Raw genomic sequence first — 24,532 nt, 5'->3', positions numbered from 1 at the left:
TCGTCTAGCGGATCCCCGGCGTGCGCGGATCGTTGCCCACGCACACCAGCACGGCACAGCCCGGCGGAATGCTCGAGAACGGCGCGGCGAGCGGCTGATTCAGGCACGCGAAGACCGTGCAGCCGGGATAGGCCCCCGGCCCGACACCGAAGACGGCGAGCAGGATCTCGGAGTCGATCAGCTTGGCCGCGTCGAAGTCCAGCGGCGGTTCCACATACGGCTCGGCCACCGGCACCGGAGTATCGGTGAAGGCGGCGAAGAGCCTGCGGAAGAACTCGTGCGGCAGCTCCTCGGGGTGTGCGATCACCCCGCTAGCCCCGTAGGCGGACTGGTTGCCGAAGGTGCCGGTCCACATGACCGTCAGATCCAGGCTCGGGATGAAGAAGACGTTCTGCAGGGCCAGCCCGGACATGAAGAAAGTGTCCTCGGGCAGGAAGTCCGGCGATTCGGCGCAGTCTGCGCCCACCCAGAACAGGTAGCCGTAGCAGGGGTTGGCGGTGGAGGGCGTGCGGGCCTGACGCAGGTAGTCCGCCGAGATCACCCGGGTGCCGCCCCATCGGCCGTCGTTGCTCACCAGCAGGCCGATCTTGGCCAGGTCGTTGGGTGGCAGCATGAGGTGGGCGTAGCCGTAGGTGTGGCCGGAACGGTCGCGTGCCCAGTAGTAGTCGCTGCGCGGGATGCCGAGCGGGTCGAACAGCTGCCGCTGCGCGAAGTCCTGGAGTGGTTCGCCAACGGCCAGCTCGATCACGTACGACAGCAGGTCGACATTGCGCTGGCTGTAGCTGAACGTGGTGCCGGGTGGGTTGATCAGCTCCACGGCCAGCGCCTGCACCGCGGAGTTCGGGTCCACCGGGATCACCGCGGTGATGCCCTCGGTGAGCACCCCGACCTTCATGCCGGAGGTCTCGGTGAGCAGGTTCTCCACGGTGATCGCGCGATGCGCGGCGTCACCGAGGCCGGGCGGAAGATAGCGGTCGATGGGCGCAGCGACGTCGAGTTTGCCCTGGTCGGAAGCGATTCCGGCGAGCAGCGAGACCACCGACTTGGTGACGCTCCAGATATTCCACGCCACATTGCCGGTCTCGTCGTTGCGCAGGCCCTCACCGACCAGGCAGTTGTGCCGGAACACCTGCACATTGAGCCGATTGCGGGTGGCGGCGAACTGCAATGCCTCGGTGAGCTTGTTCGGATCCAGCCCGACCTGTTCGGGCCGGGCCCGTCGCAGCTCCCGTTCGGAGGTCACCGCGCAGGTGGTCGAGGCGCCGGGGGCGGCCGACGCGGGACCGGCGAGCAGGCTCGCCGAGGCCAGTACCGCCACAACTGTTCCCACGAAAAATCCCCTGCGCGTCCCCATGCGGGCGAGCGTAGCCCTCCCGACCTGCCGTAACCCGTAAAGCGGGGCCGTCGGATCCCCTAATCGCGCGGATGTTCACCTCCCCGCGATACCCGCAGCCCGTACACCGCCGCGCCCGCCGCGAGCACGCCGAGCCCCGCCAGCACGGACCCGATCGGCAGGGCGAACCCGAGCACCACGCAACCGAGCGCCCCCACCACCGGAATCCACCGCGCTGGCCTGCCTTCGGCCGCGGTGAGCGTGGCCGCCGACAGATTGGCGATCAGGTAGTAGGCGAGCACCGCGAACGAGGAGAACCCGATGGCCGCGCGCAGATCCACGGTCGCCGCGAGCACGGCCACCACCGCGCCCACGGCCAATTCGGCGTGGTGTGGGACGGCGTAGCGCGGATGCACGGCGGCCAGCGTGGCGGGCAGGTGCCCGTCGCGGGCCATGGCCAGAGACGTGCGGGAGACGCCGAGGATCAACGCCATCAGCGACCCGGTCGCCGCCAGCACCGCGCCCACCCGCACCACCGGCGCCAGCCAGCCCGCCCCCGCGGTGCGCACCAGCTGGGCCAGCGGATCGGTGGCCGCCGCCAGACCGCCCGAGCCCAGCGTCAGCAGGGCGGCCACGGCGACCAGCGTGTACACCGCCAGCGCGAGGCCCAGCGCCAGCAGGATCGCGCGCGGAATCGTGCGCTCCGGCTCGCGTACCTCCTCACCCAGCGTGGCGATCCGCGCGTACCCGGCGAAGGCGAAGAACAGCAGCCCGGCCGCCTGCAATACCCCGTACGGCCCCACCTCGCCGTCGAGAACCGTTGCCGCCGAATGGTTTCCGCCCAGCCCGGCCAGCACCACCACGGCCAGCACCGCCAGCACCACCGCGACGATCACCCGCGTCGCCAGCGCCGATTTCTGCACACCCACATAGTCGATCGCCGTCACCAGCACCACGACGGCCACCGCGACCGCGTGCGCCTGCCCGGGCCACGCGTAGGTCCCCACCGTCAGGGCCATGGCCGCGCACGACGCCGTCTTCCCGACGACGAACCCCCACCCCGCCAAGTACCCCCAGAACTCGCCGAGCCGCTCGCGCCCGTACACATACGTGCCCCCCGACACCGGATACCGCGCCGCCAGCCGCGCCGAACTCATCGCATTGCAGTAGGCCACCACCGCCGCCACGGCCAGCGCGAGCAGCAGCCAGGACCCGGCCACGCCCGCGGCGGGCCCCAGCGCGGCGAACACCCCGGCGCCCACCATGGCCGCGACCCCGACGACCACCGAATCCCGCAATCCCAGCTCGCGCCGCAAGGTCCCACCGCTGTACATGGGTCCATCCTCGAGCAGCGGCCGCGAACGCGCGACCCGGACACGACGAACGCCGCCAGATCGATGAGGGAGACCTGGCGGCGTTCGGAGTCGAAGGGCCACCGCGTGGGTGACCCGTCAGGGTGTCGACGCCCCACAAGCGCCTCTCGGCGAGTGGTCGCTCGAAGCGACAGATGGGGTGAGGCCCGGGGCTGTTCGGACGCCGACAGGGGGTTCAACGAGGGTCCCCCGCGAATAATTCCGCGGCCCGGATGTGACGCCCGCTACGCCCGGAAAGGCGGGAGGCAGGCCCGCCCGGGAGCGGTCCTGCCTCGTGGGTGTTGCGCGGGGGCTCAGAAGTTGCTGAACCAGTAGAGCAGGCTGGCCAGCAACCAGACGATCACCGTGTCCATCGTCGTTCTCCCTTTGTCTCGGTCCTTTCATCATCCTCGAGAACGGGAGCCGAGGCGACAAGTTGTTCTTAAGAACCTCTAGAGACCGCCGTCGCATTCTTTTTCCAGACACCGGAACACCGGATCCGGCCGATCTCGAGGGGTGATCGGACGGACCCGGCGGTGCAGCCCAGAAGGTGGCTCTTCCAGACGCTGAAGACGCACTGCCGACGGTAACCACGCCGACGGACTGGACCGGCAATGTTCCTGCAGTGTCGCGGGGTATGCCGACCGGGCCGGTCCGACGAGGGGTGACCGGCCCGGTCGTCAACGTTGGTTCAGATAGTTCACCCAGCCGCCGTGCGCGGTGATGTCGGTGGCGGTGATCGCGGCGTCGAACGTGCACGCGAAACCGACCACCGAGCGCCCGTCGGCCAGCTCGATACCGGTCAGGGCCATGGGGGGTGGCAGTTCGGCCAGGAAGCGGCCGAGTCCGCCGGGGGACACCAGGAACAGTTCGCCCCGGATGGGCGCGCCAAGGCCCGGGCCGTGCCGGACCAGGCCCGGCTTGGGCGGGACGGTGTCCAGGGCGGTCAGCCGGTAGGCGTCGGTGGTGGTGATCTCCCCGGCGAAGCGGGCGCCGAGCTGTTCGAGCTGCCAATGCAGGGGCTGGCCGCGCAGGTGCGCGCCGAAGACCGCCAGGGGGACACCGGTATCGACCAGCAGGGGAGCGGCGATGCCGGTGAGGCGGGCGGCGAGGTCGACGGCGAGCTGGTCGGCGAAGGCGGGGACCACCACCATCACGCCGAAGGAGAGACCGTCGGCGGTGGGGGTGCCGGGGACCGCGACGGCGGCGAGGTCGAGCAGGTTGCAGAAGTTGGTGTAGGTGCCGAGGCGGCGGTTGATCGTCACCGGGTCGGCGGTCACCTCGGCGATCGACGGGTGCTCGGTGGTGGTGGGCAGCAGCAGGCCGTCGTAGCCGGTCAGCAGGGCTTTCGCGGTGGCCTTCGCGCGGGTCAGGGTGTCGAGATCGGTGGCGAACGCGTGGGCGTCCAGTTCCCTTGCCGCGCCGATGATTCCGGCGACGGTCCGGTCGAGGCCGTCCGCGCCCTTGTCGACGAAGGCGCCGACCGCGGCGTAGCGCTCAGCCACGATCGCGCCGTCGTAGAGCAGGCGGGCCGCGTCCAGCAGCGGCGAGATATCGACCTCCCCGACCGTGATGCCCTTTTCGCTTAGGGCAGCAACGGTTTCGGTGAACGCGGCACGGTAGGTCGGGCTCAGCGGGGAGAGGTCCTCGGGGCGCGGGATCGCGACCGTGGGCCGCGCGGCACCGGCCAAACGCACGTCGGCGGGCCAGGCGCGGCTGCGCGGGTCGCTGTCGTCCGGGCCCGCCATGATCGCGGCCGCGGTGACGGCGAGATCGAGCTCGGCGGCGAAGACGGTGACCGCGTCATAGTCCACGCAGGCGGGGACCACACCGTGCGCGGGGATCACGCCCAGGCTCGCCTTGATGCCGACGATGCCGTGGAACGCGGCGGGCACCCGGCCCGAGCCCGCGGTGTCGGTGCCGACCGCCAGATCGGCGATACCCAGGGCCACCGCCACCGCCGAGCCGGAACTCGAACCGCCGGAGATCAATTCGGGATGGGTGGCGTGGCGGACCGCGCCGTAGGGGCTGCGGGTGCCGACGAGGCCGGTGGCGAACTGGTCGAGATTGGTCTTCCCGAGGACGAGGGCGCCCGCGTCGGTCAGCCGGGTCACCGCCGTGGCGGTGGTCGTTGCCGCATAGGCGAATTCGGGGCAGGCCGCGGTGGTCGGCAGGCCCGCCACGTCGACGTTGTCCTTAACGGCCACGAGCAGCCCCGCCAGCGGCAGTCGCTCACCCGCCGCCACCCGACGGTCGATCGCCACCGCCTCGGCGGTGACCTCGGCGTGCGGGCGCAGGGTGATCCAGACTTCGGGACGGTCCACCTCGTCGATGCGCGCGTACGCGGCGGCGACCCTGGTGACTGCGGAATCGGGCATGGGAATTCCTCACTCGCTCATGGACATGGCGGCGATGGCGCGCGAGATCCGTTCCAGCACCACATCCAGCGAATCGCCGATGTGGGCGTGCAGGAGGCGCTGCGCCGCGGGGATGTCGTCGGCGAGGACGGCGTCGAGAATGCCGAGGTGCTCGCTGATCGTGGTCTCGATCCGGTTGTTGATCATGAAGTCGTAGCGGCGCACGTGCCGGATGCGCGAGTTCACCGCCACCAGCGCGCGCACCATCTCGGCATTACCCGCCGCGGTGAGCAGCGCGACGTGGAACTCCTCGTCGACCACCACGAAGCCCGGTTCCTGCTCGGGCGGGTCGGCCCGCAGGGCCAGCCAGCGCTGCCGCTGGGCGCGCAGCAGCTCACCGTCGTGCCTGCGCTCCGGATGCTCGCGCACCCGGGCCATCCCACCCAGTTCCAGGGTGAGCCGCAGCTCGTAGAGGTCGCGGATATTGGCGATGCTCGGGCGCACCGGGCTGAAGCCGAACTCGGCGCGCTGGAGCAGCCCGTCCGCGCACAGCATGGCCAGCGCCTCCCGCACCGGCGTGCGCGAGATGCCGAACCGGGCCGAGAGCTTCGGCTCCGTCAGCCGCTGCCCGAACCGGATCTCCCCGTTCATCAACTCCGCGCGCAGCGTCGTGTAGACAACCTCCCGCAGCGGTCGTCCGGCGGCATCCACCCTTGTCGACATGGGTGTATACGGTATCGATCGGTAATTTCTATCAAGTGACAGAAAGTAAGCGGCAGGTTATCGCTTGCTCACAGCCTCACCACCCCGACGGCAGCTCCGAGAGCACTTCTCAACACAGCCCGAACATCCAGGGAACCTCCCCCGACACACCCACGGAGAAGTATTCCCCGCGAGGAGGGCACCCATGACCACTTCCGCCATCGCGCTACTAGTACTGGCCCTGATAGCGATCATCGCCATCACCATCTACTGGCCGAACCCCCTGGAACCCGAATCCCCCTTCGAAGACCCCACCCCCGAGCGCCCTTTCCGCGAAAGCCACTCCCCGCGCAGCGACGGCATCTGAGGGCGACCGCCCTCCGGAAATACGAGGAGCCCCTGACCAGTGGACTGATCAGGGGCTCTTCTGTGTCTCAACCAACACGTCGGGGTGACAGGATTTGAACCTGCGACCTCTTCGTCCCGAACGAAGCGCGCTACCAAGCTGCGCCACACCCCGTGAGGCGAACCTGAAGTAGCTTACAACGAGGTGGCTCGAAACGTTAAATTGGCTGGTCAGGTGGGGGTTAGAGGGGGCGGATGGAGCTGAAGATGCGCTTGGCGAGGGTGGCGTCTACGGCGTCGGGGACGCCGGTGTCGGCGACCATGACCATGACGAAGCTGCCGTCCTTGGAGCCCTTGAAGGCGTAGGTGTAGATGGAGTAGGTGCTCGCGCAGCCGGGCTTGGGGTTGGAGACGGTGCCGGTGGTCTCGGTGAACATGCCCTGGGTCTTGCCGTCCATCGAGGTGAGTGGCTCGGCCGGGCCGGGGGTGCCGGTGGAGCCGCCGTAGGCGAGCGGGGCGGTCTTGGTGCCGAGTTCGGCGCCCGCGGCGGCGTGGTCGGCCTGCTTGGAGCCGGTCAGCAGGGAGACGGTGCGGGTGGAATTGGGGCAGTAGTCGCGGCCGTCGGAGGCGTAGCCCTTGCCGATGACCGAATCGCCCGGCGGCTCACCGAACCCGCCGATGGTCGACTCGGTGGCGACCTTCCAGCTCGGCGGCACGTCGTAGGCCGCGCCGCGGTCGGGCGAGGCGACCACCTGGAAGCCCTCGATGACGGGGGCGACGCCCGCCGCCGCGCCGGTCGGCTTGGTGGTGGTGGTCGGCTTCGCCTTGCTCGTGGTCGGCGGCGCGCCAGTGGTGGTGAGGGCGCTGACCATCGAGGGCGTGGTGCTCCCGTCGGCCGCGGTGCTGGACGAGTCGTCGCTCGACATGGCCACCGCGGTCACCGTGCCCACCGCGATCACCAGCGCGGATACCCCGAGCACCGCCCAGAGCGCCGTCTTGCTGCCGGACTTCCGCGGCGGAACCGGCTGCCCGTACCCGGGCTGGCCGTACTGCTCGAGCGGCGGCATCTCCCCGTACTGCTGCTGCGGTTGCGGTGGCTGCTGCTGCCAAGCGGGCGCCGCCTGCCCCCACGGCTGATTCGGTTGTCCCGCACCGGGATTCCACTGCTGCTGCCCGGGCGCACCCCACTGCTGCTGCGGAGCGGGCTGCCCCCACGGCGCACCGGGTGGCGGATTCGAGCCGGGCTGCCCGCCACCGGACCATGATGCGATCTGCGTCGCGTCAGCGGGCGGAACCGCACCGGGCTGCCCGGCAGGTGGGTTGGCGCCCGGCCATGGCGAACCGGGCTGCCCGGCTGGCGGGTTCGCGCCGGACCACGGCGCGACCTGTGTTGCGTCACCGGGTGGAACCGCACCGGGCTGCCCGGCTGGCGGATTGGCGCCCGGCCATGGCGAACCAGGTTGACCGGCTGGCGGGTTCGCGCCGGACCACGGCGCGACCTGTGTTGCGTCGGCGCCCGGCGAACCCGGTTGTCCCGGTGCCGGATTCGATCCCTGCCAATCCTGCGGCCCGGCGGGCGACCACTGGGTGGGGTCGGGGAGGCCGGGGGGTGGGCCGGAACCGTCCCAGCGCAGGGTTGGGGGCAGGCCGGTGCTGCCGGGCGTCCAGACCGCGGTCGGGTCGGGCGCGCCCGGTGCGGGTGTCGCCTCGGGACGCTGCCATTGCGCGTCGGACGGTTGCGGTGCGCCGGGTCCGCCGAACACGGTCGGGTCGTTGCGCCTGTCGTCGGATCCGTTGTTCACGATTGTTCCCCTAGTGACAAATCTGTCGTTCGGGGCGCAACCCTAGCGGGCGACGGCCTCGGATGTGGAGATGCCGTGGTCAGTGTCGGCCGAGGGGTGCTTGGGCGGGGCGCCGACCAGCGTCAGCAGGGTGGCCTCGGGACGGCAGCAGAAGCGGTAGGGCGCCCACGGCGAGGTGCCGATGCCCGCGGACACGTGCAGCTGGGTGTGCTCACCCCACTGCGAGGCGCCCTTGACCCGCGACTTGTCGATGCCGCAGTTGGTCACCAGCGCGCCGTAGCCCGGCACCACCAACTGGCCGCCGTGCGTGTGCCCGGCCAGCACCAGGTCGTAGCCGTCCTCGGCGAAGCGGTCGAGCACCCGCGGTTCGGGCGAGTGGGTGACGCCGATGCTCAACTGCGCCAGCTGATTCGGCGCACCGGCCACGGTGTCGTAGCGGTCGCGCTGCAGATGCGGGTCGTCCACGCCCGCGCTGGCGATGCGGATGCCGGCCACCTCGAGATCGCGGCGGGTGTGGGTCAGATCCAGCCAGCCGCGTTCGGTGAACGCCGCGCGCAGATCCTGCCAGGGCAGCGGGTCGCCGTAGACGCGGCGGTGATCCTTGTTGAAATACTTCAGCGGATTCTTCGGCACCGGCGCGAAATAGTCGTTGGAACCGAACACGAACAGTCCCGGACGCGCCAGCAGCGCGCCGAGGGATTGCACCACCGCGGGCACGGCCTTGGGGTGCGAAAGATTGTCACCGGTATTCACGACCAGGTCGGGTTCGAGCCGATCGAGTTCGCGCAGCCACTGCTGCTTGAGCTGCTGCCCCGGCATCATGTGCAGGTCGCTGACGTGCAGGATGCGCAGGGTCGGCGACCCGGGCGCGAGTACCGGCATGGTCGCCTCACGCAGCACGAACGCGTTGCGCTCGATCAGGGTGGCGTAGCCGATGCCTGCGACGGCGGCCCCAGCGGCTCCCCAGACGGTGCGGCGGACAGCGGTCGTCGAGATAACGGGCATTTGCCCAGCATAGGCGACCCCCTCCCGGAACGGCGCGTGTGTTTCCGCACAAACGGTCGGAATTTCCTTCGCGATGAAAATGTGATGAGAGTTGCGGGGGTGACGGGCTAGCGTGATGCGCATGTCGGAACTGAAATCGCAGCTGCGCGCGGATATGACCGCCGCGATGAAAGCCAAGGACACGCTGCGCCTGTCCACCCTGCGGATGTTGCTCGCCTCGATCCAGAACGCCGAGGTCTCCGGAACGCAGGCGCGCGAACTCTCCGACGCCGACGTGGTCGCGCTGCTGCAGAAGGAAGCCAAGAAGCGCAACGAGGCCGCGGTGATCTACGAGCAGAACGGGCGCGGCGAGCTGGCCGCGAACGAGCGCGCCGAGGAAGAGGTGATCGAGCAGTACCTGCCGACCCAGCTCACCGAGGCCGAGGTCGCCCAGGTGGCCGACACCGCGATCGCCCAGGTCGCCGAGGCGCTGGGGGAGCGGCCGGGGATGAAGCAGATGGGTCAGGTCATGAAGGCCGCGACCGCGCTGGCCGAGGGCAAGGCCGACGGGTCGCGCCTGTCGGCGGCGGTCAAAGCGCGCCTCTGAGCCGAAACGACGAAGGGCCGCCGTCCGGAATGGACGGCGGCCCTTCGCGTGTCGTCAGCGTGGCACCGGGATGGGGATCGGTGGCAGGCGGGGCAGTTGCGGGAGTCCTGGCAGCTCGGGGGTGGGTGCCGAGGGTGAGGGCGGGGCCGTGGTGGTGGGCACGCGGACCGTGCCGTCGCTGATGTAGATGGTGATCACCGAGCCCGGGATGGCCGCGCCGTTGGGCGAGCTGCCCATCACGGTGCCCTTGGCCTGCGAGCCCGGCGCATTCACCGCCGTCACCTGGAAACCGGCGCCGCGCAGGATCGAGGTGGCCTCGCCCTGCGACTTGCCCGCCACATCGGGCACCTGCGAGTTGTTCGCGCCGCGCACGTACTTGTCGTCCAGCGGCGGCAGCGCGGGCGGCGGGTAGTGATCCAGGACCGGTTTCACCGCGTTGAACCAGGTGCGGGCGGGTTCGTTACCGCCGTAGAGATCGCCGCCGCCACAGTTACGCAGCGGGAACGAGCAGATCTCGCCGGGGGTGGGGCTGTCGCCGTAGACGTAGACCGCGGCGGCCAGCGAGTTGGTGAAGCCGAGGAAGGCCGAAGAGCGGTGGCTCTCGGTGGTCCCCGTCTTGCCCGACATCGGCGCGGCCCAACCGGCCGAGCGCGCCGCACCAGCGGCGGTACCGCTGACGTCGTCCTTGCTCATCGCGTTGGCCAGGGTGTTGGCCAGCCCGGGGTCGACCACCTGCTCACAGGCCTGCTGGGTCAGCGGCACGGTCTTGCCCTGCCGGTCGATGACCTCCTGGATCGGCGAGGGCGGGCACCACTTGCCGCCCGAGGCCAGCGTGGCGGCCACATTGGACAGCTCGAGCGGGTTGATCGCGAACGGGCCGAGGGTGAACGAACCCATGTTGTTGTTCTTGATGTGGTCGGCCAGGCTGGAGTTGCCGTGGCCGGAGGTGCCCGGCTTGGTGTAGGAGCGCATGCCAAGCCGCACCGCCATGTCCACCGCGGGCTCCACGCCCACGTCCTGGATCATCTTGACGAAGGTGGTGTTGGGCGAGGTGGCCAGCGCGTCGGTCACCGACATCGAGCCGGGATAGGCGCCCGCGTTCTTGACGCACCAGGCGTCGGCGGGGCAGCCGGGGGAGTTGGAGTAACCCATGCCCTTGGCGGCGTAGAAGCTGGGCACGTCGACCTGCGCGGCGATGCCGAGGCCCTTCTCCATCGCGGCGGCGGTGGTGAAGAGCTTGAAGATCGAGCCAGCGCCGTCACCGGCCATCGAGTACGGCTGGCCGAGCAGCGTCTGGTTGGCGTCGCGGTCGAGACCGTAGGTGCGGCTGGAGGCCATCGCCAGCACGTGGTGGGCGTCCTGGCCGGGCGAGACCACCGACATGACCTCGGCGATGTTGTCGAGGTTCGGGTCGGCGGCCTCGGTGACCGCGCGCTTGACCGATTCCTGCAGCGCCGGGTCGAGGGTGGTCTTGATCAGGTAGCCGCCCTTGTCGATCTGCTCGCGGCTGATCCCGGATTCCGACAGGTACTCCAGCGCGTAGTCGCAGAAGAAGCCCTTCTCGTGCGCGGAGATGCAGCCGCGCGGCAGGCCCTTTGGCTCGGGCAGCACGCCGAGCGGCTCGTTCTTGGCCGCGGCGAACTCGGCGGCCCGGCTGGGGATGTTCTGGATGAGCGTGTCGAGCACCGTGTTGCGCCGGTCGGTGACGCCCTGGACGTTGGTGTACGGGTTCAGCTTGGAGCTGGACTGCACCATGCCCGCCAGCATCGCCGACTGGGTGATGTTGAGGTCGGCGGCGTCGATGCCGAAGTAGGTCTGCGCGGCGTCCTGGATGCCGTAGGAGCCGTTGCCGAAGGGCACCAGGTTCAGATAGCGGGTGAGGATCTCGTCCTTGCTCAGCTCGCGGTCGAGGGTGAGCGCCATCCGGATCTCGCGCAGCTTGCGCGCGGGGGTGGTCTCGATCGCGGCACGGCGCTCGGCGTCGGTCTTGGCGACGACGAGCAGGTTGAAGTTCTTCACGTACTGCTGGTCCAGGGTCGAGGCGCCCTGCTGGACCTCACCGGAGGAGGTGTTGGTCAGGAACGCGCGCAGCGTGCCCTGCCAGTCCACGCCCTTGTGGTCGGCGAAGCGCTTGTCCTCGATGGACACGATCGCCAGCTTCATGTTGTTGGAGATGCGCTCGCTGGGCACCTCGAACCGGCGCTGCTCGTAGAGCCACGCGATGGGCTCGCCCGCCGCGTCGACCATCGTCGACACCGCGGGGACCGTGCCCTCGACCAGTTCGGCTGACACGTTGTCGACGGCGTCGGCGGCTCGGTTGGAGATGAACCCGAACCCACCGGCCAAGGGGAACAACAGCCCAGCGACTAGCACGGCGGCCAGCGCGCAGCTGCCGGCCAGCCTCGCGAGCGTTTGAGTGATCGGCACCCGCCCAGCCTAAAGGGTGGGGTGGCGGGGTTCACTGCTGTGCTGCTCGACGGGGAATGTCCGGCCGGTGCCAGGGGGGTTGCTCGGGCGTGTCAACAAAATGATCACATCGGCGTGTCGCGACCGGGCACGCCGGTGATCAGCGCGACTACGCGATCTTGCGCCCATTTGAATGGACGGCCGTACCAAAAAATCGGGGCTCGGTCTTGCGTAACCGCCATACCTTTACCTAGATTGAGAACCCAGTGTGATAGAGCTAACACTCAAAGTGGAATGTGGTGCGGACCGCAGCGGTAGTTGGGTTGCTGTGATCCGCGCTCGCGATTCTGGAGCGCCGCACAACGGTGTTCGGACTGCAAAGGGGCACATCAAATGCACATCACAACCCCCATCGCTCGACTGGATGTAGAGCAGGCCGAGGCAAGGATCGCTTGGGTTGCCCAGGCGCGATGCAAGGAAGTGGACCCTGACCAGCTGTTCGTTCGCGGTGCGGCCCAGCGCAAGGCGGCGACCATCTGCCGTCACTGCCCGGTGCTCATGCAGTGCGGCGCCGACGCCCTGGACAACCGGGTGGAGTTCGGCGTGTGGGGCGGGATGACCGAGCGGCAGCGGCGCGCGCTGCTCAAGCAGCATCCCGACGTCACGTCGTGGGCTGACTTCTTCAATGCCCAGCGTCAGCACCAGGTGGCCATCTAGCAGGTGAGACCGGACCGTTATCACAAACGGCGCCGAACCCGCAGAGTTTGCGGAATCGGCGCCGTTGGTGGGTGTTACGGGACTGTTATCTATAGCCGAACGGAATCAGGAGGCAGCGGCTGTGCCGGTCAGCTGGTCACCGACGGCGCGCAGCGCCTCGAGATCGGAGACCTCGAACGGCAGCGCCGTCACCGACACGATCGGAACCCTCGGATGGGCGCCGGTGAAGCGATGCAGCAATCGCTGCTCCCGCTTGGCCGTCGCCACCCGGTCGGCGTGGATGCGCAGCACCGAGGCGGTCAGCGGGTCGGATTCGGCCAGCCGGTCGGCCGCGGTCAGCGCGTGGTCACCGGACAGGCCCGACAGCGCCGGATGGGTGCGGTTGAGCACCAGCCCGGCCAGCGGCATCTGCTCGGTGGACAGGCGATCGACGAAGAACGAGGCCTCGCGCAGCGCGTCCGGTTCGGGCGCGGCGACCACCAGGAAGTGCGTGCCCGGCTTGGACAGCATCGCGAAGGTGCGCTCGGCGCGATCCTGGAACCCACCGAACAGCGACTCCAGCGACTGCAAGAACGTCGAGGCGTCCTTGAGCATCTGCCCGCCGACGATGGTGGAGACCCCACGCATCGCCAGGCTCATCGCGCCGGTCACGAACCGGCCGACCCCGCGCCCGGGCGCCATGATCAGCCGGATCATCTTGCCGTTGAGGAAGGTGCCCAGCCGCTTGGGCGCGTCGAGGAAGTCCAGCGCGTTGCGCGAGGGCGGAGTATCGACCACGATCAGGTCCCACTCCTTGCGCCCGGCCAGCTGACCGAGCTTCTCCATCGCCATGTACTCCTGCGTGCCGCCGAAGGACGAGGCCACCGTCTGATAGATCGGGTTGGCGAAGATCTGCTCGGCCTTGTCGGGGCTGGTGTGCTCGAGCACCATGTCGTCGAAGGTGCGGCGCATGTTCAGCATCATGGCGTGCAGCTCGCCCGGCACCTCCGGACCCAGCTCCACCCGCTGCGGGGTGTTGTCCAGCTCGGCGACACCGAGCGACTGGGCCAGCCTGCGGGCCGGGTCGATGGTCAGCACCACGACCTTGCGGCCCGCCTCGGCGGCGCGCAACGCGATCGAGGCGGCCGTGGTGGTCTTGCCGACACCGCCGGAACCGCAGCACACGATCACCCGCGCGCTCGGGTCGGCGAGGATCCGCGAGACGTCCAGCGCGGGCGGGGTGGTCACTTGCTCGCTCATCGCACTCCCTGCGCGGATAGCTGTTCGGCCAGTTCGTAGAGGCCGCCGAGGTCCATGCCCTCACCGAGGGCGGGCAGGGCCAGCTGGGGCACGTCGACCTTGGCCAGTTCGGCGGCGCTGGCGTCCTGCGCGGCCAGCACGATGGCATGGTCGACGGTCTCGGCGATCAGGCCGTCGAAATCCGTGTCGGGCAGGGTGATTCCGGCCTCGGCCAGGCCCGCCGCGATCTTGGTGGTGTCCAGGTCGCCGCGCACGGCGCAGTCGCGGTCGCCGGGGGTGAGCTCGGCGGTGGCCGCCCGGTTGACGATCACCGTGCCGATCCGCAGATCGTTGGCGGTGAGCTCGGCGACGGCGTCGGCGGTCTCCTGCACCGGCAGCGCCTCGAGCAGCGTCACCAGGTGGATCATCGTCTGGTCGGAGTGCAGCAGCTGGGACACGCCGTCGGCCTGCGAGGCGATCGGGCCGCCCTTGGCGATCTCGGCCATGGCCTGGGTGACATCGAGGAAACTGGCGATCCGGCCGGTCGGCGGGGCGTCGACGACGATGTCGTCGTAGGCGGGCTTACCCGCCTTGTCCACGCGCACCGCGCATTCCTTGATCTTGCCGGTGAGGATCACATCGCGCAGACCGGGCGCGATGGTGGTGACGAACTCGATGGCACCCATCCGGCGCATCGCCCGGCCCGCGAAGCCGAGGTTGTAGAACATGTCGAGGTATTCCAGGAAGGCGTGCTCGATGTCGAGGGCCAGCGCGAAGACCTCCCCGCCGCCGTCGGCACTGGCGATCCTGGTCTCGGTCGGCGGCAGCGGCGGCCGGTCGAACAGCTGCGCGATGGACTGCCTGCTCTCCACCTCGACGAGTAGTACCTTGCGTCCCCCCGCGGCCAGCGCGAGTGCCAGGGCGGCCGAAACGGTCGACTTCCCGGTGCCTCCCTTGCCGGTCACGTAGTGCAAGCGGGCTTTCACTGCGCGCTGTGGCCATCCGGTCGACGGTCCGGGAACCGACGAAACCGGCTCTGCTGTTGGTGCTCCCACGTCGCCGAGCCTATAACCCGTTTCTCGTCGGCGTTCGGGGTGAGCCCTAAACTCTCCCCATGAGTGAAGTCACCCTGTGGGAGTACGCCACCGTGCCGCTGCTGACGCACGCGACCAAGCAGATCCTCGACCAGTGGGGCGCCGACGGCTGGGAGCTGGTCACGGTGCTGCCCGGCCCGACCGGCGAGCAGCACGTCGCCTACCTGAAGCGGCAGAAGTAGCCGTGGCCACCGCGTGGAAGGACGCGCTCGACCGGCTCGGGGTCACCCTGCCGCCGGTCGCCGCCCCCGTCGCGGCCTACATCCCCGCCGTGCAGACCGGTTCGCTGGTCTACACCTCCGGCCAGCTGCCCTTTGTCGACGGTGAGCTGTCGGCGGTCGGCAAGGTCGGCGCCGAGGTGGACGTGGAGACGGCCAAGGAAGCCGCCCGGCTGTGCGCGCTCAACGCGCTGGCCGCGGTGCACGATCTGGTCGGGCTCGACCGGGTGGTGCGGATCGTGAAGGTGGTCGGGTTCGTCAACTCCGCGCCGGGATTCACCGACCAGCCGATCGTGATCAACGGCGCGTCGGAATTCCTCGGTGAGGTGTTCGGCGAGGCGGGCGTGCACGCGCGCTCGGCGGTCGGTGTGTCGGAATTGCCGAAGAACACGCCGGTCGAGGTGGAATTGATCGTCGAACTGGACCAAGCAGTCGGATAGGCACGCCGTCATGGCATTGGAACACCCCGCGTACAGCCAGGTCAGGCCGGTCACCCCGACGGCATCGGTGCTGCTGGCGAACAATCCGTCGCAGATGACGCTCGACGGCACCAACACCTGGCTGCTACGCGGTCCCGGCAGCGACGAGTACGTCGTGATCGACCCGGGACCGAAGGACAAGAAGCACACCGCCGACATCGTCGAAGCGACCGGCGGCCGGATCGCGCTGACCCTGATCACCCATCACCACCCCGATCACACCGGCGGCATCGATCACCTGGTGAAGGCCACCGGGACGCCGGTGCGGGCGGTGGACCCGAAGTATCTGCGCGGCGCGGTGGGCGTGCTCGCGGCGGGGGAGGTCATCGAGGCGGCCGGGTTGCGGATCACCGTGCTGGCCACCCCCGGCCACACCGGCGACTCGGTGAGTTTCGAGCTCGACGACGCGATCGTCACCGGGGACACGGTGCTGGGCAAGGGCACCACGGTGCTGGCCTCGTCGGCGGGTGCGCTGGCCGCGTTCCTGGCCTCGCTCGAGCTGCTGCTCGAACGGGGCACGGGCAAGGCGCTGCTGCCCGCGCACGGGCCAGATCATCCGGACGCGGCCCCGGTGGTGCAGTACTACCTGAACCACCGGCGCGAACGGCTCGATCAGGTGCGGGCGGCGCTGGTCGAATTAGGGCAGGACGCGGGCGCTTTCGAGGTCGTCCGCAAGGTGTACGCCGATGTGGACAAGCGCCTGTGGCCCGCCGCCCGCAGCTCGGTCAAGGCGCAGCTGGAATACCTACGGGCCGAACAGAGTTGAACGCCTTCCGATCGCAGGCACCACAAGTGCCTGCGATCGGAAAGCGTTCGAGAACACTGACGTCCCAGCGGCCCGACAGGTCTCGCAAGCACATGGGTAACTCACCGGGCACGGGCTAACCCCGCCACCCACTGAGTCTGGCCGCCCGCACCATCTTCCCCGCACCTGAGTCTGGCCAATAATCGCGGGGAGGCGGAACAGTCAGCGCGCGCGCCGGGCGAGGCGCTCGGAGTCGGAGATGAGCACGCTCTTGCCCTCGAGGCGCAGCCACCCGCGATGGGCGAAATCGGCCAGTGCCTTGTTGACGGTCTCGCGCGAGGCGCCGACCAGCTGGGCGATCTCCTCCTGGGTCAGGTCGTGGGTCACGCGCAGCGCGCCCGCTTCCTGGGTGCCGAAACGCTGTGCCAGCTGCAGCAGCGCCTTGGCGACGCGGCCGGGCACGTCGGTGAAGATGAGGTCGGCGAGGTTGTTGTTGGTGCGGCGAAGGCGTCGTGCCAGCACGCGCAGCAGCTGCTCGGCGATCTCCGGGCGCTGATCGATCCACGACTTGAGTGCGTCGCGGTCCATCGTCACGGCGCGGACCTCGGTGACCGTGGTGGCGGTCGAGGTACGCGGGCCCGGGTCGAAGATCGACAGTTCACCGAACATGTCCGACGGGCCCATGATCGTCAGCAGGTTCTCCCTGCCGTCCGGGGACCGGCGGCCGATCTTCACCTTGCCCGTGGTGATGATGTACAGCCGATCGCCGGGTTCGCCCTCGTTGAAGATGACGTGGCCGCGCGGGAAATCTACGGGCTGCAGCTGCTTGGCGAGCGCGGCCACCGCGGTGGGCTCGACGCCTTGGAAGATGCCTGCTCTGGCGAGGGCCTCGTCCACGAATGTGCTCCTTATGGGATATGGCTTGCGAACCTGGTCGAGCGAATCGACCAACAGCGCAGTCTACGCGGCATCACGGCACCACAGTGACAGACACCACGTAAAGAGTGGATTGCGCTCGGCGCGCACACTGTGAAGAGGTCAGCTGGCCCGCGCGACATCCATCTCGGACGTGCGGGAACGGCGCTTGCGCACGCGCGCCACGGCGGCGGGCAGGCCGAGCTTCGTCAGCTCTTTCACTTCGGCGTTGCTGGCATTGTCCAGGTACTGCTGAACCTCTTCGTCGGGTTCGAGAAGCTTTCGGAGCCGATTCTCGACCCGCTCCATCCCCAGCGCGAACAGCATCAACAGCACTGGGAAGAGCACCACAGCGAGTCCTTGCATGACAGGCAGTAAACACGGTCCAGGTCTCAGATGGAACACAGCGGGCCAACTCGACGGCCAATGTTGTCGGAGTGGTTCCGTATGGTGAACAGGTGCCCGTTTCCCCCTCCGCCGCAGCGTCCCGCGAGGCCGCGCCCGCCGTGGAAACGGCCGGTCTCTCCGCCGCCCGCAAACGCCGGAACCGGTCGATAGCTGCGGAAACACGGGTCGGGCTGGTCCGGCGCGCCCGCCGGATGAACCGCACGCTGGCCACCGCGTTCCCCGACGCGCACTGCGAACTCGACTTCACCACGCCGCTGGAATTGGCCGTCGCGACGATCCTGTCCGCCCAGTGCACCGACGTCCGGGTGAACCTCACCACTCCCGCGCTGTTCGCCAAGTACCGCAGCGCGCGCGACTACGCCGAGGCCAACCGGGCCGAACTGGAGGAATACATCCGGCCCACCGGCTTCTACCGGAACAAGACCAGTTCGCTGATCGGGCTGGGTCAGGCGCTGGTCGAGAAATACGACGGTGAGTTGCCTCACACCCTGCCGAAATTGGTCGAATTGCCCGGAATCGGGCGCAAGACGGCCAACGTCATCCTCGGCAATGCCTTCGATGTTCCCGGCATCACCGTCGACACCCATTTCGGCAGGCTGGTGCGCCGCTGGCAGTGGACCGAGGAGGAAGACCCGGTCAAGGTCGAGCACGCGGTCGGCGAGCTGATCGAGCGCAAGGACTGGACGATGCTCTCGCACCGGGTGATCTTCCACGGCCGCCGGGTGTGTCACGCCCGCAAGCCCGCCTGCGGTGCCTGTGTGCTGGCCCCGGACTGCCCGTCGTTCGGGATCGGGCCCACCGATCCGGCCGTGGCCGCCGAACTGGTCAAGGGGCCGGAGCGCGAGCATCTGCTGGATCTGGTCGGGCTGTGAGCGAACCGGTCGACCCGTCGCCCTGGCGACGGCCCGCGGTGCGCTGGGTGCTGGCCGCGGTCATCGTCGTCCTCGCGGCGACGGTCGCGCTGTGGCCGCGCGACGGCGGTGACACCACCACGACCACCGGCGCGACCCCGCCGCGGGCGAGCGTCTCGGCCGAGGACCGCGCCGCCGCCGGTCTCGCACCCTGCCCGAGTCCCGCGACTGGGCGCGGTCCAGCCATCACATCTGGCGAAGGGACTGAGTCTGGCGCGGCGGCCACGCCCGGTGCGGCGACCACGCCCAGTGCAGCGACTACGCCCGGCGTGGCGACTCCGCCTGGTGCAGCGACTACGCCCGGCGTGGCGACTCCGCCTGGTGCAGCGACTCCGCCTGGCGTCGCGACCCTGCCTGGTGCAGCGACTACGCCCGGCGTGGCGACTACGCCAGGCGCCGCGACCGCCCCTGGTCCGGCGACCGCACCCGGTACGGGCCCGCTGGCCGGACTCACCCTGACCTGCCTGGCCGACGGCACCCCGGTCGACCTGGCCGCCGCCCTCGCGGGCAAACCCGCGCTCCTCAATCTCTGGGCCTATTGGTGTGGCCCGTGCGCGGTCGAGCTGCCGCACCTGCAGGAGTTCGCCGAGCGGGCGGGCCCGGCGCTCACCGTCCTCACCGTGCACAGCGACCCCGACGAGGCCAAGGCCCTGCAGCGGCTGGCCGGTCTCGGCATCACCCTGCCCGGCGTCTCCGATCCGCAGGCGTCGGTGCGCGCCGCGGTGGGCGCGCCCGCGGTGCTGCCGGTCTCGGTGCTGGTGCGCGCCGACGGCACCATCGCGAGTGTGGAGGTGCGGACCTTCGCCGACGTGGCCGACATCGCGGATACGGTGTCCGCGAAACTCGGCGTCGCGGTATGACAGAAGGTGAGAGCAGTGCTGGGCGGATCGAAGGCGATGGCGTGAACGGTGTGGACAGGCTCGACGATTCCGGTATCCCATCGTGGTTGCACACCGCGATCAGATCCGGCGGCCCCGACGCCGACGACACCCTGGCCACCTCCCGCGCGCTGCGCCGGGCCATGTCGATCACCGGCAAGCCGCGCCAGGCCGCGGTGCTGGTGCTCTTCGGCGGCCCGGCCGACCCCGACGCGAGCGCCCCGGGCGGCCTGCCCGCCGACGCCGACGTGCTGCTCACCCAGCGCGCCTCGACCATGCGCCAGCATCGCGGCCAGATCGCCTTCCCCGGTGGCGCCGCCGATCCCGGCGACAACGGACCCATCGGCACCGCGCTGCGCGAGGCCGCCGAGGAGACCGGGCTGGATCCGGTCGGTGTCCAGCCGTTCGCCGTGCTGCCGAAACTGTTCGTGCCGCCGTCGAAGTTCGATGTCACCCCGGTGCTCGGCTACTGGCGGGCACCCAGCGCGGTCGGCGTCGTCGATCCGGCCGAAACCGAGCGTGTCGTGCGGGTGCCGCTGACCGAATTGCTCGATCCGGCACACAGATTCATGGTCCGTGGCAGTCTCGGCTACCAGAGCCCCGCGTTCCAGGTCGACGGCATGCTGGTGTGGGGGCTCACCGGCGGTATCCTCGCCGGCATCATCAAAACAGCGGGCTGGGAACGAGACTGGGATCGAGGCGACGTGCGTGACTTGGAGAGCTCGTTGGCTGCGGTCGGTATGACCCTGTGAGCGAGCGCAGCGAGCGGCGAATCGGCACAGCCGCCACCGCGGTCATGCTGGAGCCGAGCGCCAGCGAGGTGGAAGCATGAGCGAGCGCAGCGAGCGGCGAATCGGCACAGCCGCCACCGCGGTCATGCTGGAGCCGAGCGCCAGCGAGGTGGAAGCATGAGCGCGTCGGTATGGCTTGATATCGCCGTGGTGCTGATCGCGTTGGTGGCGGCGTCCACCGGCTGGCGGCAGGGGGCGGTGGCCTCGGCGCTCGCGTTCTTCGGCGTCGCGCTCGGCGCGGTGGCGGGCATTCTCATCGCCCCGCACATCCTGCAGCACCTGAGCGAGGGGCGTAGCCGGGTTCTCGGCGGCATCCTGCTGATCGTGCTGCTGGTGATCGTCGGCGAGGTCGCGGGCATGGTGCTGGGCCGGGCCGCGCGCTCGAGCATGCGGCATCCGGTCGCGCGCGGGGTCGACAGCGTGGTGGGCGCGGTGCTGCAGGCGGCGACCGTGCTGGTCGCCGCCTGGCTGCTGGCCTTGCCGCTGGCCACCGCCTCGCAGCCGGGTATCGCCCAGGCCATCAACGGTTCGCGGGTGCTCGCCGATGTCAACGAGGTGGCGCCGAATTGGCTGCGCAAGCTGCCCAACGAGTTCTCCCGGCTGCTGAACACCTCCGGGCTGCCGGACGTCATCGGGCCGTTCGGCCGCGCGCCGATCGCCGCGGTGGAACCGCCGGACCCGAGCGTGCTCGCCAGCCCCGTCGCGGCCTCGCTGCAGCAGAGCGTGCTGCGCATCCGCGGTGTCGCGCCGAGCTGCCAGCGGGCGCTGGAGGGTTCGGGTTTCGTGGTCGCGCCGGAACGGGTGATGACCAACGCGCACGTCGTCGCGGGCACCAACAGCGTCTCGGTGGACACCGCGCGCGGCGCCCTGGACGCCACCGTGGTGCTGTTCGACCCGTCCAAGGACATCGCCGTGCTCGCGGTGCCCGGCCTGACCGCCCCCGTCGTCCCGCAGGCCCCCGCCCCGGCGAGCTCCGGCGAGAGCGCCATCGTGCTCGGCTACCCCGGTGGCGGCCCGTACACGGCCAGCGCCGCCCGCGTCCGCGAGACCCTCGATCTGACCGGGCCTACGATCCATCGCGACGGCACCGTCGAGCGCGAGGTCTACACGGTGCGCGGCCAGGTCCGCGCGGGTAACTCGGGTGGCCCGCTGGTCGATACCGAGGGGCAGGTGCTCGGCGTGGTCTTCGGCGCCGCGGTCACCGATGACGACACGGGCTACGTCCTGACCCTGAACGAGGTCTCCGCGGAGCTGGCCGCGGCCGCGCCGAGCAGCACCCCGGTCGACACCGGCGCCTGCGTGCTGAGCTGATCGAGCCGCCTCGCCGGTCCGGGGATCGGCGAGGCCGTGGGGTCAGGGCGAGACCAGGCCGTCCCGGGGAGTTCCGTTGACGCCGTTCTGTTCGCGCCAGCGGGTGGTCAGCTCCTCGTTGACGCGGGCGGGGTTCTCCTGGTGCGCGTAGTGCCCGGCGTCCGGGATCGACACCAGGGTCCGGTCGGGGGACCAGCGGGCGCCACGGAGGACGGTGGCGGGCAGCAAGTAGGGGTCCTGGTCGCCGCGCAGGGCGAGGACGGGGATGTCGATGGGGGTGCGCATCGTCGCCATGAAGCGCTTGCCGTCGGGGCGCCACTGGCTGCGGAAGGCCCAGCGCTGGTATTCCAGGGCGCAATGGGCCACGCCGGGGATGCGGACGGCGTGCCGCATGCGGGCCGCGGTCTCGGTGAATTCGGCGCTGTGCGACCACTTCTCGCCGACCCGCTCGGCCAGCAGGCGTTCCACCTCGGCGCCGTCGCGGCGGGTGAGCAGGTGTTCGGGGTAGCGCGGGAGCTGGTAGCGCAGGAAGTCGGGCAGCCAGGTGGCGCGCTGGGCACTGTCGCGCAGCACCGCGTGCTTGAGTGCGGCGGGGTGCGGCGAACCGATGACGGCGATCGAGCGCACCAGGCGCGGATGCAGCACGGCGGTCGCCCAGCAGACCAGGCCGCCTTCGGCGTGTCCGACCAGGGTCGCCTCGGTGTGTCCGAGCGCGCGGACGAGTCCGGCGATATCGCCTGCCAGCGTCCAGCCGTCGTAGCCGCGCGGCGGTTTGTCGGAATCGCCGTACCCGCGCAGGTCGACGGCCACCGTGCGGTAGCCGTGCTCGGGCAGGCCGGTGAGCTGGTGGCGCCACGACCACCAGAAGTCGGCGAAACCGTGCAGGAGCAGGACCAGGGGCGCGTCGGCGCGCCCGGTCGATTCGGCCTCCACGACGTGGAAGCGGATGCCGTTGGCGTGCACGTCACGGTGGGTCCACGGTCCGTCGTAACGGACGCTGGACGGATCCGGGAATGAATTGGACGACACGCCGATCGAGCCTAGTAGGCGGGTCCGGCCGGTGCGACCGGGCCCGCCCGGCGCGTCATCGCTTGGCCGACTTCTCCAGCTGCGGGGTGGCGTCGCGGTGGGTCAGTGCCTGCGGCAGCACCTCGGCGGCCTGCTTGAGCGAGCCGATGGTCTTCTCCGGCGCGCGCAGTTTGCGCACCTTGAGCCAGCCGAGGAAGCCGAGCAGGGCGGTGGTGAGCACCATCAGCGCGAACACGATCAGGAACGCGGCCCAGCGGTAGAGCCACACGTCCAGCAGTTCGGCGAGGAAGAAGAAAAAGAAGAACGAGCTGAACAGCAGCACCGTCAGCGCGAGGATGAAGAAGACACTGCCGGTGAGCCCCTTGCGGACCTCGGCGGTCACCTCGGCCTTGGCCAGCGCCACCTCCGCGCGCACGAGGGTCGACATCTGCTCGGTCGCGTCGCGAACCAGACTGCCGATGCTGGCCGATCCGGGCGGATTGGCGTCGGTCAACGGGATGGAAGTGACCGTCCGACCGTCATTTCCGCCTTGGGTGTAACTCACTTCGTCGACCCTTCTCTGTCCGGTGGTAGTTCGTCCGCGTCACGGCGCGCCTGGTGCACACGTCCTCGGCGCAACAGTAGCGCCGATCCGATCACCGATGCTGCCATGGAGGTCACCAGGACGGCCGCCTTCGCGAGATCGATGGCTTGCGTACCGACATCGGCCAGCGCGAGTTCCGCCACCAGAAGGCTAACGGTGAACCCGATCGCGCCCAGTACCGACAGGGCGAACATGTCGCGATATTCCAGTCCGGCCGGTCGTTTCACCCAGCCAAGCCGGATCGTCACCCAGCTGACACCGAAGATGCCGACGGTCTTGCCCAGCAGCAGCCCGAGCATGATCGCCAGCGACAACCGGTCGGTGAACAGCGAACCGAACACCGCCCCGTCGAGCGGCACACCGGAGGCGAACAGCGCGAACAGCGGCACACACAGCCCCGCCGAGAGCGGCTGCACGACATGTTCGAGATGGGTCGCCGGGGCCATCTGCTCGCCCGGGTCCTTCTTCACGCGGGTGAGCAGGCCGAGCGCGACACCGGCCAGCGTCGGATGGATGCCCGCCTCGTGCAGCGCGTACCAGCACACCAGCGCGATCGGCAGATACACCAGCGGCGTGTGCAGCCGGAACTTCTGGGCCAGCGCCCAGGCGGCGCAGCAGGCCAGCGCCGCCAGCAGCCACAGCAGCGACAGCGAGGCGGTGAACAGCACCGCGATCAGCACGATCGCGAGCAGATCGTCCACCACGGCCAGGCTCAGCAGGAATACCCGCGCGCTGGCCGGGATCCGCGAGCCGGTCATGGCGAGCACCGCCAGCGCGAAGGCGATATCGGTGGCCACCGGAATGGCCCAGCCCTTGTCCATCCCCGGCACGCCGTGCCCGACCACCAGCGCGATCACCGCCGGGGTGACGACACCACCGACGGCCGCGATGACCGGCAGCGCGGCCCGTTTCGGATCGGCCAGCTCGCCGACGGCGAACTCGCGTTTGAGTTCCAGGCCAGCGACGAAGAAGAAGACAGCGAGCAGCCCGTCCTTGGTCCACTCCGCCAGCGTGAGGTCCAGGTGCAGCGCGGGAATGCTCAGCTGGGCGCCGACCATCGTTTGGTAGCTCGCGCCCCAGGGCGAGTTCACCCAGATCAGGGCGACCGCGGCGGCGATGAGCAGCAGCGCGCCGCCGACCGTCTCGGTGCGGAGATAGCGGGTCAGTTCGGATCGCACACGGGTGATCAAGCGCGGGCCTCTCGGCTGGGGTGGACTCGGCTACGGGCGCTCGTCCCACCCCGCAGGGCCCGGATTCACGACCGCACGCCGACCAGACTTCCCGGCACACCTCACGCAGATCCTAGCGAACCCGGCCGGTGGCATCGCGTGCCACCGGCCGGACGCG

General features: G+C 69.7%; 24 protein-coding genes and 1 tRNA gene. 10 read left to right on the top strand and 15 right to left on the bottom strand.

Features of this window, described 5'->3' with window-relative positions; all coding sequences use genetic code 11:
• Positions 1-4: 4 nt before the first annotated feature.
• From WA675_RS26300 to WA675_RS26285, 4 genes are all read right to left on the bottom strand, one after another.
• Positions 5-1,330, bottom strand: a complete 1,326-nt coding sequence (locus tag WA675_RS26300; protein ID WP_336087967.1) for a serine hydrolase domain-containing protein — start codon at positions 1,328-1,330, stop codon at positions 5-7.
• 83 nt (positions 1,331-1,413) lie between these two features.
• The gene (locus tag WA675_RS26295) at positions 1,414-2,667 is read right to left on the bottom strand and encodes an APC family permease (protein ID WP_336087966.1); all 1,254 of its coding nucleotides are present in this window, start codon (positions 2,665-2,667) and stop codon (positions 1,414-1,416) included.
• Between the two features lie 698 nt (positions 2,668-3,365).
• On the bottom strand, positions 3,366-5,063 hold the full coding sequence (gene atzF, locus WA675_RS26290; protein WP_336087965.1) for an allophanate hydrolase: 1,698 nt from the start codon (positions 5,061-5,063) through the stop codon (positions 3,366-3,368).
• Between the two features lie 9 nt (positions 5,064-5,072).
• Positions 5,073-5,765, bottom strand: coding sequence for a GntR family transcriptional regulator (locus WA675_RS26285; RefSeq protein WP_336087964.1), 693 nt, complete (start codon positions 5,763-5,765; stop codon positions 5,073-5,075).
• A 184-nt stretch (positions 5,766-5,949) separates the two neighbouring features.
• Between WA675_RS26285 and WA675_RS26280 the strand changes: the two genes are divergently transcribed.
• Entirely contained in the window at positions 5,950-6,111 is a 162-nt protein-coding gene (locus WA675_RS26280; protein WP_336087963.1) for a hypothetical protein, read from the top strand.
• A gap of 79 nt (positions 6,112-6,190) precedes the next feature.
• Here the strand turns inward: WA675_RS26280 and WA675_RS26275 are convergent.
• The 3 genes from WA675_RS26275 to WA675_RS26265 form a co-directional block, all read right to left on the bottom strand.
• A tRNA-Pro gene (locus WA675_RS26275) sits at positions 6,191-6,264 on the bottom strand.
• A 67-nt stretch (positions 6,265-6,331) separates the two neighbouring features.
• Positions 6,332-7,891, bottom strand: coding sequence for a hypothetical protein (locus WA675_RS26270; protein WP_336087962.1), 1,560 nt, complete (start codon positions 7,889-7,891; stop codon positions 6,332-6,334).
• A 42-nt stretch (positions 7,892-7,933) separates the two neighbouring features.
• A complete protein-coding gene (locus WA675_RS26265) occupies positions 7,934-8,896 on the bottom strand; it encodes a metallophosphoesterase (RefSeq protein WP_336087961.1) in 963 nt (320 codons plus the stop codon).
• Positions 8,897-9,017: 121 nt separating this feature from the next.
• Here WA675_RS26265 and WA675_RS26260 point away from each other — a divergent pair, with 121 nt between their 5' ends.
• Entirely contained in the window at positions 9,018-9,482 is a 465-nt protein-coding gene (locus WA675_RS26260) for a GatB/YqeY domain-containing protein (RefSeq protein WP_336087959.1), read from the top strand.
• Positions 9,483-9,536: 54 nt separating this feature from the next.
• Here WA675_RS26260 and WA675_RS26255 read toward each other — a convergent pair whose 3' ends face one another.
• Positions 9,537-11,909, bottom strand: coding sequence for a penicillin-binding protein (locus WA675_RS26255; RefSeq protein ID WP_336087957.1), 2,373 nt, complete (start codon positions 11,907-11,909; stop codon positions 9,537-9,539).
• A 372-nt stretch (positions 11,910-12,281) separates the two neighbouring features.
• Here WA675_RS26255 and WA675_RS26250 point away from each other — a divergent pair, with 372 nt between their 5' ends.
• Positions 12,282-12,605, top strand: coding sequence for a WhiB family transcriptional regulator (locus tag WA675_RS26250; protein ID WP_336087956.1), 324 nt, complete (start codon positions 12,282-12,284; stop codon positions 12,603-12,605).
• 105 nt (positions 12,606-12,710) lie between these two features.
• Here WA675_RS26250 and WA675_RS26245 read toward each other — a convergent pair whose 3' ends face one another.
• Complete coding sequence (locus WA675_RS26245) at positions 12,711-13,844, bottom strand: ArsA family ATPase (protein WP_336087955.1); 1,134 nt, start codon at positions 13,842-13,844, stop codon at positions 12,711-12,713.
• Positions 13,841-14,878 (bottom strand): ArsA family ATPase, encoded by a 1,038-nt coding sequence (locus WA675_RS26240; RefSeq protein WP_336087953.1) that lies wholly within the window; start codon positions 14,876-14,878, stop codon positions 13,841-13,843. Before WA675_RS26240 ends, WA675_RS26245 begins: the two co-directional genes overlap by 4 nt.
• A 59-nt stretch (positions 14,879-14,937) precedes the next feature.
• Between WA675_RS26240 and WA675_RS26235 the strand changes: the two genes are divergently transcribed.
• The 3 genes from WA675_RS26235 to WA675_RS26225 are packed head-to-tail and all read left to right on the top strand — an operon-like array spanning position 14,938 to position 16,380.
• On the top strand, positions 14,938-15,099 hold the full coding sequence (locus WA675_RS26235; RefSeq protein WP_019044568.1) for a DUF4177 domain-containing protein: 162 nt from the start codon (positions 14,938-14,940) through the stop codon (positions 15,097-15,099).
• A gap of 2 nt (positions 15,100-15,101) precedes the next feature.
• Entirely contained in the window at positions 15,102-15,575 is a 474-nt protein-coding gene (locus tag WA675_RS26230) for a RidA family protein (protein ID WP_336087951.1), read from the top strand.
• Between the two features lie 10 nt (positions 15,576-15,585).
• Entirely contained in the window at positions 15,586-16,380 is a 795-nt protein-coding gene (locus WA675_RS26225) for an MBL fold metallo-hydrolase (protein ID WP_336087949.1), read from the top strand.
• A 201-nt stretch (positions 16,381-16,581) separates the two neighbouring features.
• Here WA675_RS26225 and WA675_RS26220 read toward each other — a convergent pair whose 3' ends face one another.
• Complete coding sequence (locus WA675_RS26220) at positions 16,582-17,256, bottom strand: Crp/Fnr family transcriptional regulator (protein ID WP_040703546.1); 675 nt, start codon at positions 17,254-17,256, stop codon at positions 16,582-16,584.
• A gap of 141 nt (positions 17,257-17,397) precedes the next feature.
• Positions 17,398-17,640, bottom strand: a complete 243-nt coding sequence (locus tag WA675_RS26215) for a hypothetical protein (protein ID WP_278260629.1) — start codon at positions 17,638-17,640, stop codon at positions 17,398-17,400.
• Positions 17,641-17,873: 233 nt separating this feature from the next.
• On the opposite strand from WA675_RS26215, the gene nth reads away from it, so the two are divergent.
• The 4 genes from nth (at position 17,874) to WA675_RS26195 (ending at position 21,573) form a co-directional block, all read left to right on the top strand.
• Positions 17,874-18,554: an endonuclease III gene (gene nth / locus WA675_RS26210; RefSeq protein WP_336087980.1), complete on the top strand. Its 681-nt coding sequence runs from the start codon at positions 17,874-17,876 to the stop codon at positions 18,552-18,554.
• A 416-nt stretch (positions 18,555-18,970) separates the two neighbouring features.
• Entirely contained in the window at positions 18,971-19,453 is a 483-nt protein-coding gene (locus tag WA675_RS26205) for a TlpA family protein disulfide reductase (RefSeq protein ID WP_442945725.1), read from the top strand.
• A gap of 41 nt (positions 19,454-19,494) precedes the next feature.
• Positions 19,495-20,223: an NUDIX hydrolase gene (locus WA675_RS26200; RefSeq protein ID WP_336087945.1), complete on the top strand. Its 729-nt coding sequence runs from the start codon at positions 19,495-19,497 to the stop codon at positions 20,221-20,223.
• 156 nt (positions 20,224-20,379) lie between these two features.
• Positions 20,380-21,573, top strand: a complete 1,194-nt coding sequence (locus WA675_RS26195) for a MarP family serine protease (protein WP_336087943.1) — start codon at positions 20,380-20,382, stop codon at positions 21,571-21,573.
• Between the two features lie 42 nt (positions 21,574-21,615).
• Here the strand turns inward: WA675_RS26195 and WA675_RS26190 are convergent, their stop codons facing one another.
• Genes WA675_RS26190 through nhaA form a run of 3 tightly spaced genes read right to left on the bottom strand, consistent with a single transcriptional unit; the run spans position 21,616 to position 24,375 of the window.
• Positions 21,616-22,602, bottom strand: coding sequence for an alpha/beta fold hydrolase (locus tag WA675_RS26190; protein ID WP_336087942.1), 987 nt, complete (start codon positions 22,600-22,602; stop codon positions 21,616-21,618).
• 55 nt (positions 22,603-22,657) lie between these two features.
• Positions 22,658-23,146 (bottom strand): phage holin family protein, encoded by a 489-nt coding sequence (locus WA675_RS26185; RefSeq protein ID WP_336087941.1) that lies wholly within the window; start codon positions 23,144-23,146, stop codon positions 22,658-22,660.
• The gene (gene nhaA, locus WA675_RS26180) at positions 23,143-24,375 is read right to left on the bottom strand and encodes a Na+/H+ antiporter NhaA (RefSeq protein ID WP_336087940.1); all 1,233 of its coding nucleotides are present in this window, start codon (positions 24,373-24,375) and stop codon (positions 23,143-23,145) included. Before nhaA ends, WA675_RS26185 begins: the two co-directional genes overlap by 4 nt.
• Positions 24,376-24,532: the final 157 nt, after the last annotated feature.

This window comes from Nocardia sp. SSK8, from assembly GCF_037034205.1.
Classification (GTDB): Bacteria; Actinomycetota; Actinomycetes; order Mycobacteriales; family Mycobacteriaceae; genus Nocardia.
Note: the sequence above shows the minus strand (reverse complement) of the source record. Positions and strands in the feature narration are given on the sequence as shown.

What these genes read in the sequence shown, in the direction of transcription:
- WA675_RS26265 (WP_336087961.1), bottom strand. Translation starts at nt 8,896, where the DNA reads ATGCCCGTTATCTCGACGACCGCTGTCCGCCGCACCGTCTGGGGAGCC.
- WA675_RS26280 (WP_336087963.1), top strand. Translation starts at nt 5,950, where the DNA reads ATGACCACTTCCGCCATCGCGCTACTAGTACTGGCCCTGATAGCGATC.
- WA675_RS26260 (WP_336087959.1), top strand. Translation starts at nt 9,018, where the DNA reads ATGTCGGAACTGAAATCGCAGCTGCGCGCGGATATGACCGCCGCGATG.
- WA675_RS26235 (WP_019044568.1), top strand. Translation starts at nt 14,938, where the DNA reads ATGAGTGAAGTCACCCTGTGGGAGTACGCCACCGTGCCGCTGCTGACG.
- WA675_RS26225 (WP_336087949.1), top strand. Translation starts at nt 15,586, where the DNA reads ATGGCATTGGAACACCCCGCGTACAGCCAGGTCAGGCCGGTCACCCCG.
- WA675_RS26215 (WP_278260629.1), bottom strand. Translation starts at nt 17,640, where the DNA reads ATGCAAGGACTCGCTGTGGTGCTCTTCCCAGTGCTGTTGATGCTGTTC.
- WA675_RS26195 (WP_336087943.1), top strand. Translation starts at nt 20,380, where the DNA reads ATGAGCGCGTCGGTATGGCTTGATATCGCCGTGGTGCTGATCGCGTTG.
- WA675_RS26285 (WP_336087964.1), bottom strand. Translation starts at nt 5,765, where the DNA reads ATGTCGACAAGGGTGGATGCCGCCGGACGACCGCTGCGGGAGGTTGTC.
- atzF (WP_336087965.1), bottom strand. Translation starts at nt 5,063, where the DNA reads ATGCCCGATTCCGCAGTCACCAGGGTCGCCGCCGCGTACGCGCGCATC.
- WA675_RS26250 (WP_336087956.1), top strand. Translation starts at nt 12,282, where the DNA reads ATGCACATCACAACCCCCATCGCTCGACTGGATGTAGAGCAGGCCGAG.
- nth (WP_336087980.1), top strand. Translation starts at nt 17,874, where the DNA reads ATGAACCGCACGCTGGCCACCGCGTTCCCCGACGCGCACTGCGAACTC.
- WA675_RS26295 (WP_336087966.1), bottom strand. Translation starts at nt 2,667, where the DNA reads ATGTACAGCGGTGGGACCTTGCGGCGCGAGCTGGGATTGCGGGATTCG.
- WA675_RS26245 (WP_336087955.1), bottom strand. Translation starts at nt 13,844, where the DNA reads ATGAGCGAGCAAGTGACCACCCCGCCCGCGCTGGACGTCTCGCGGATC.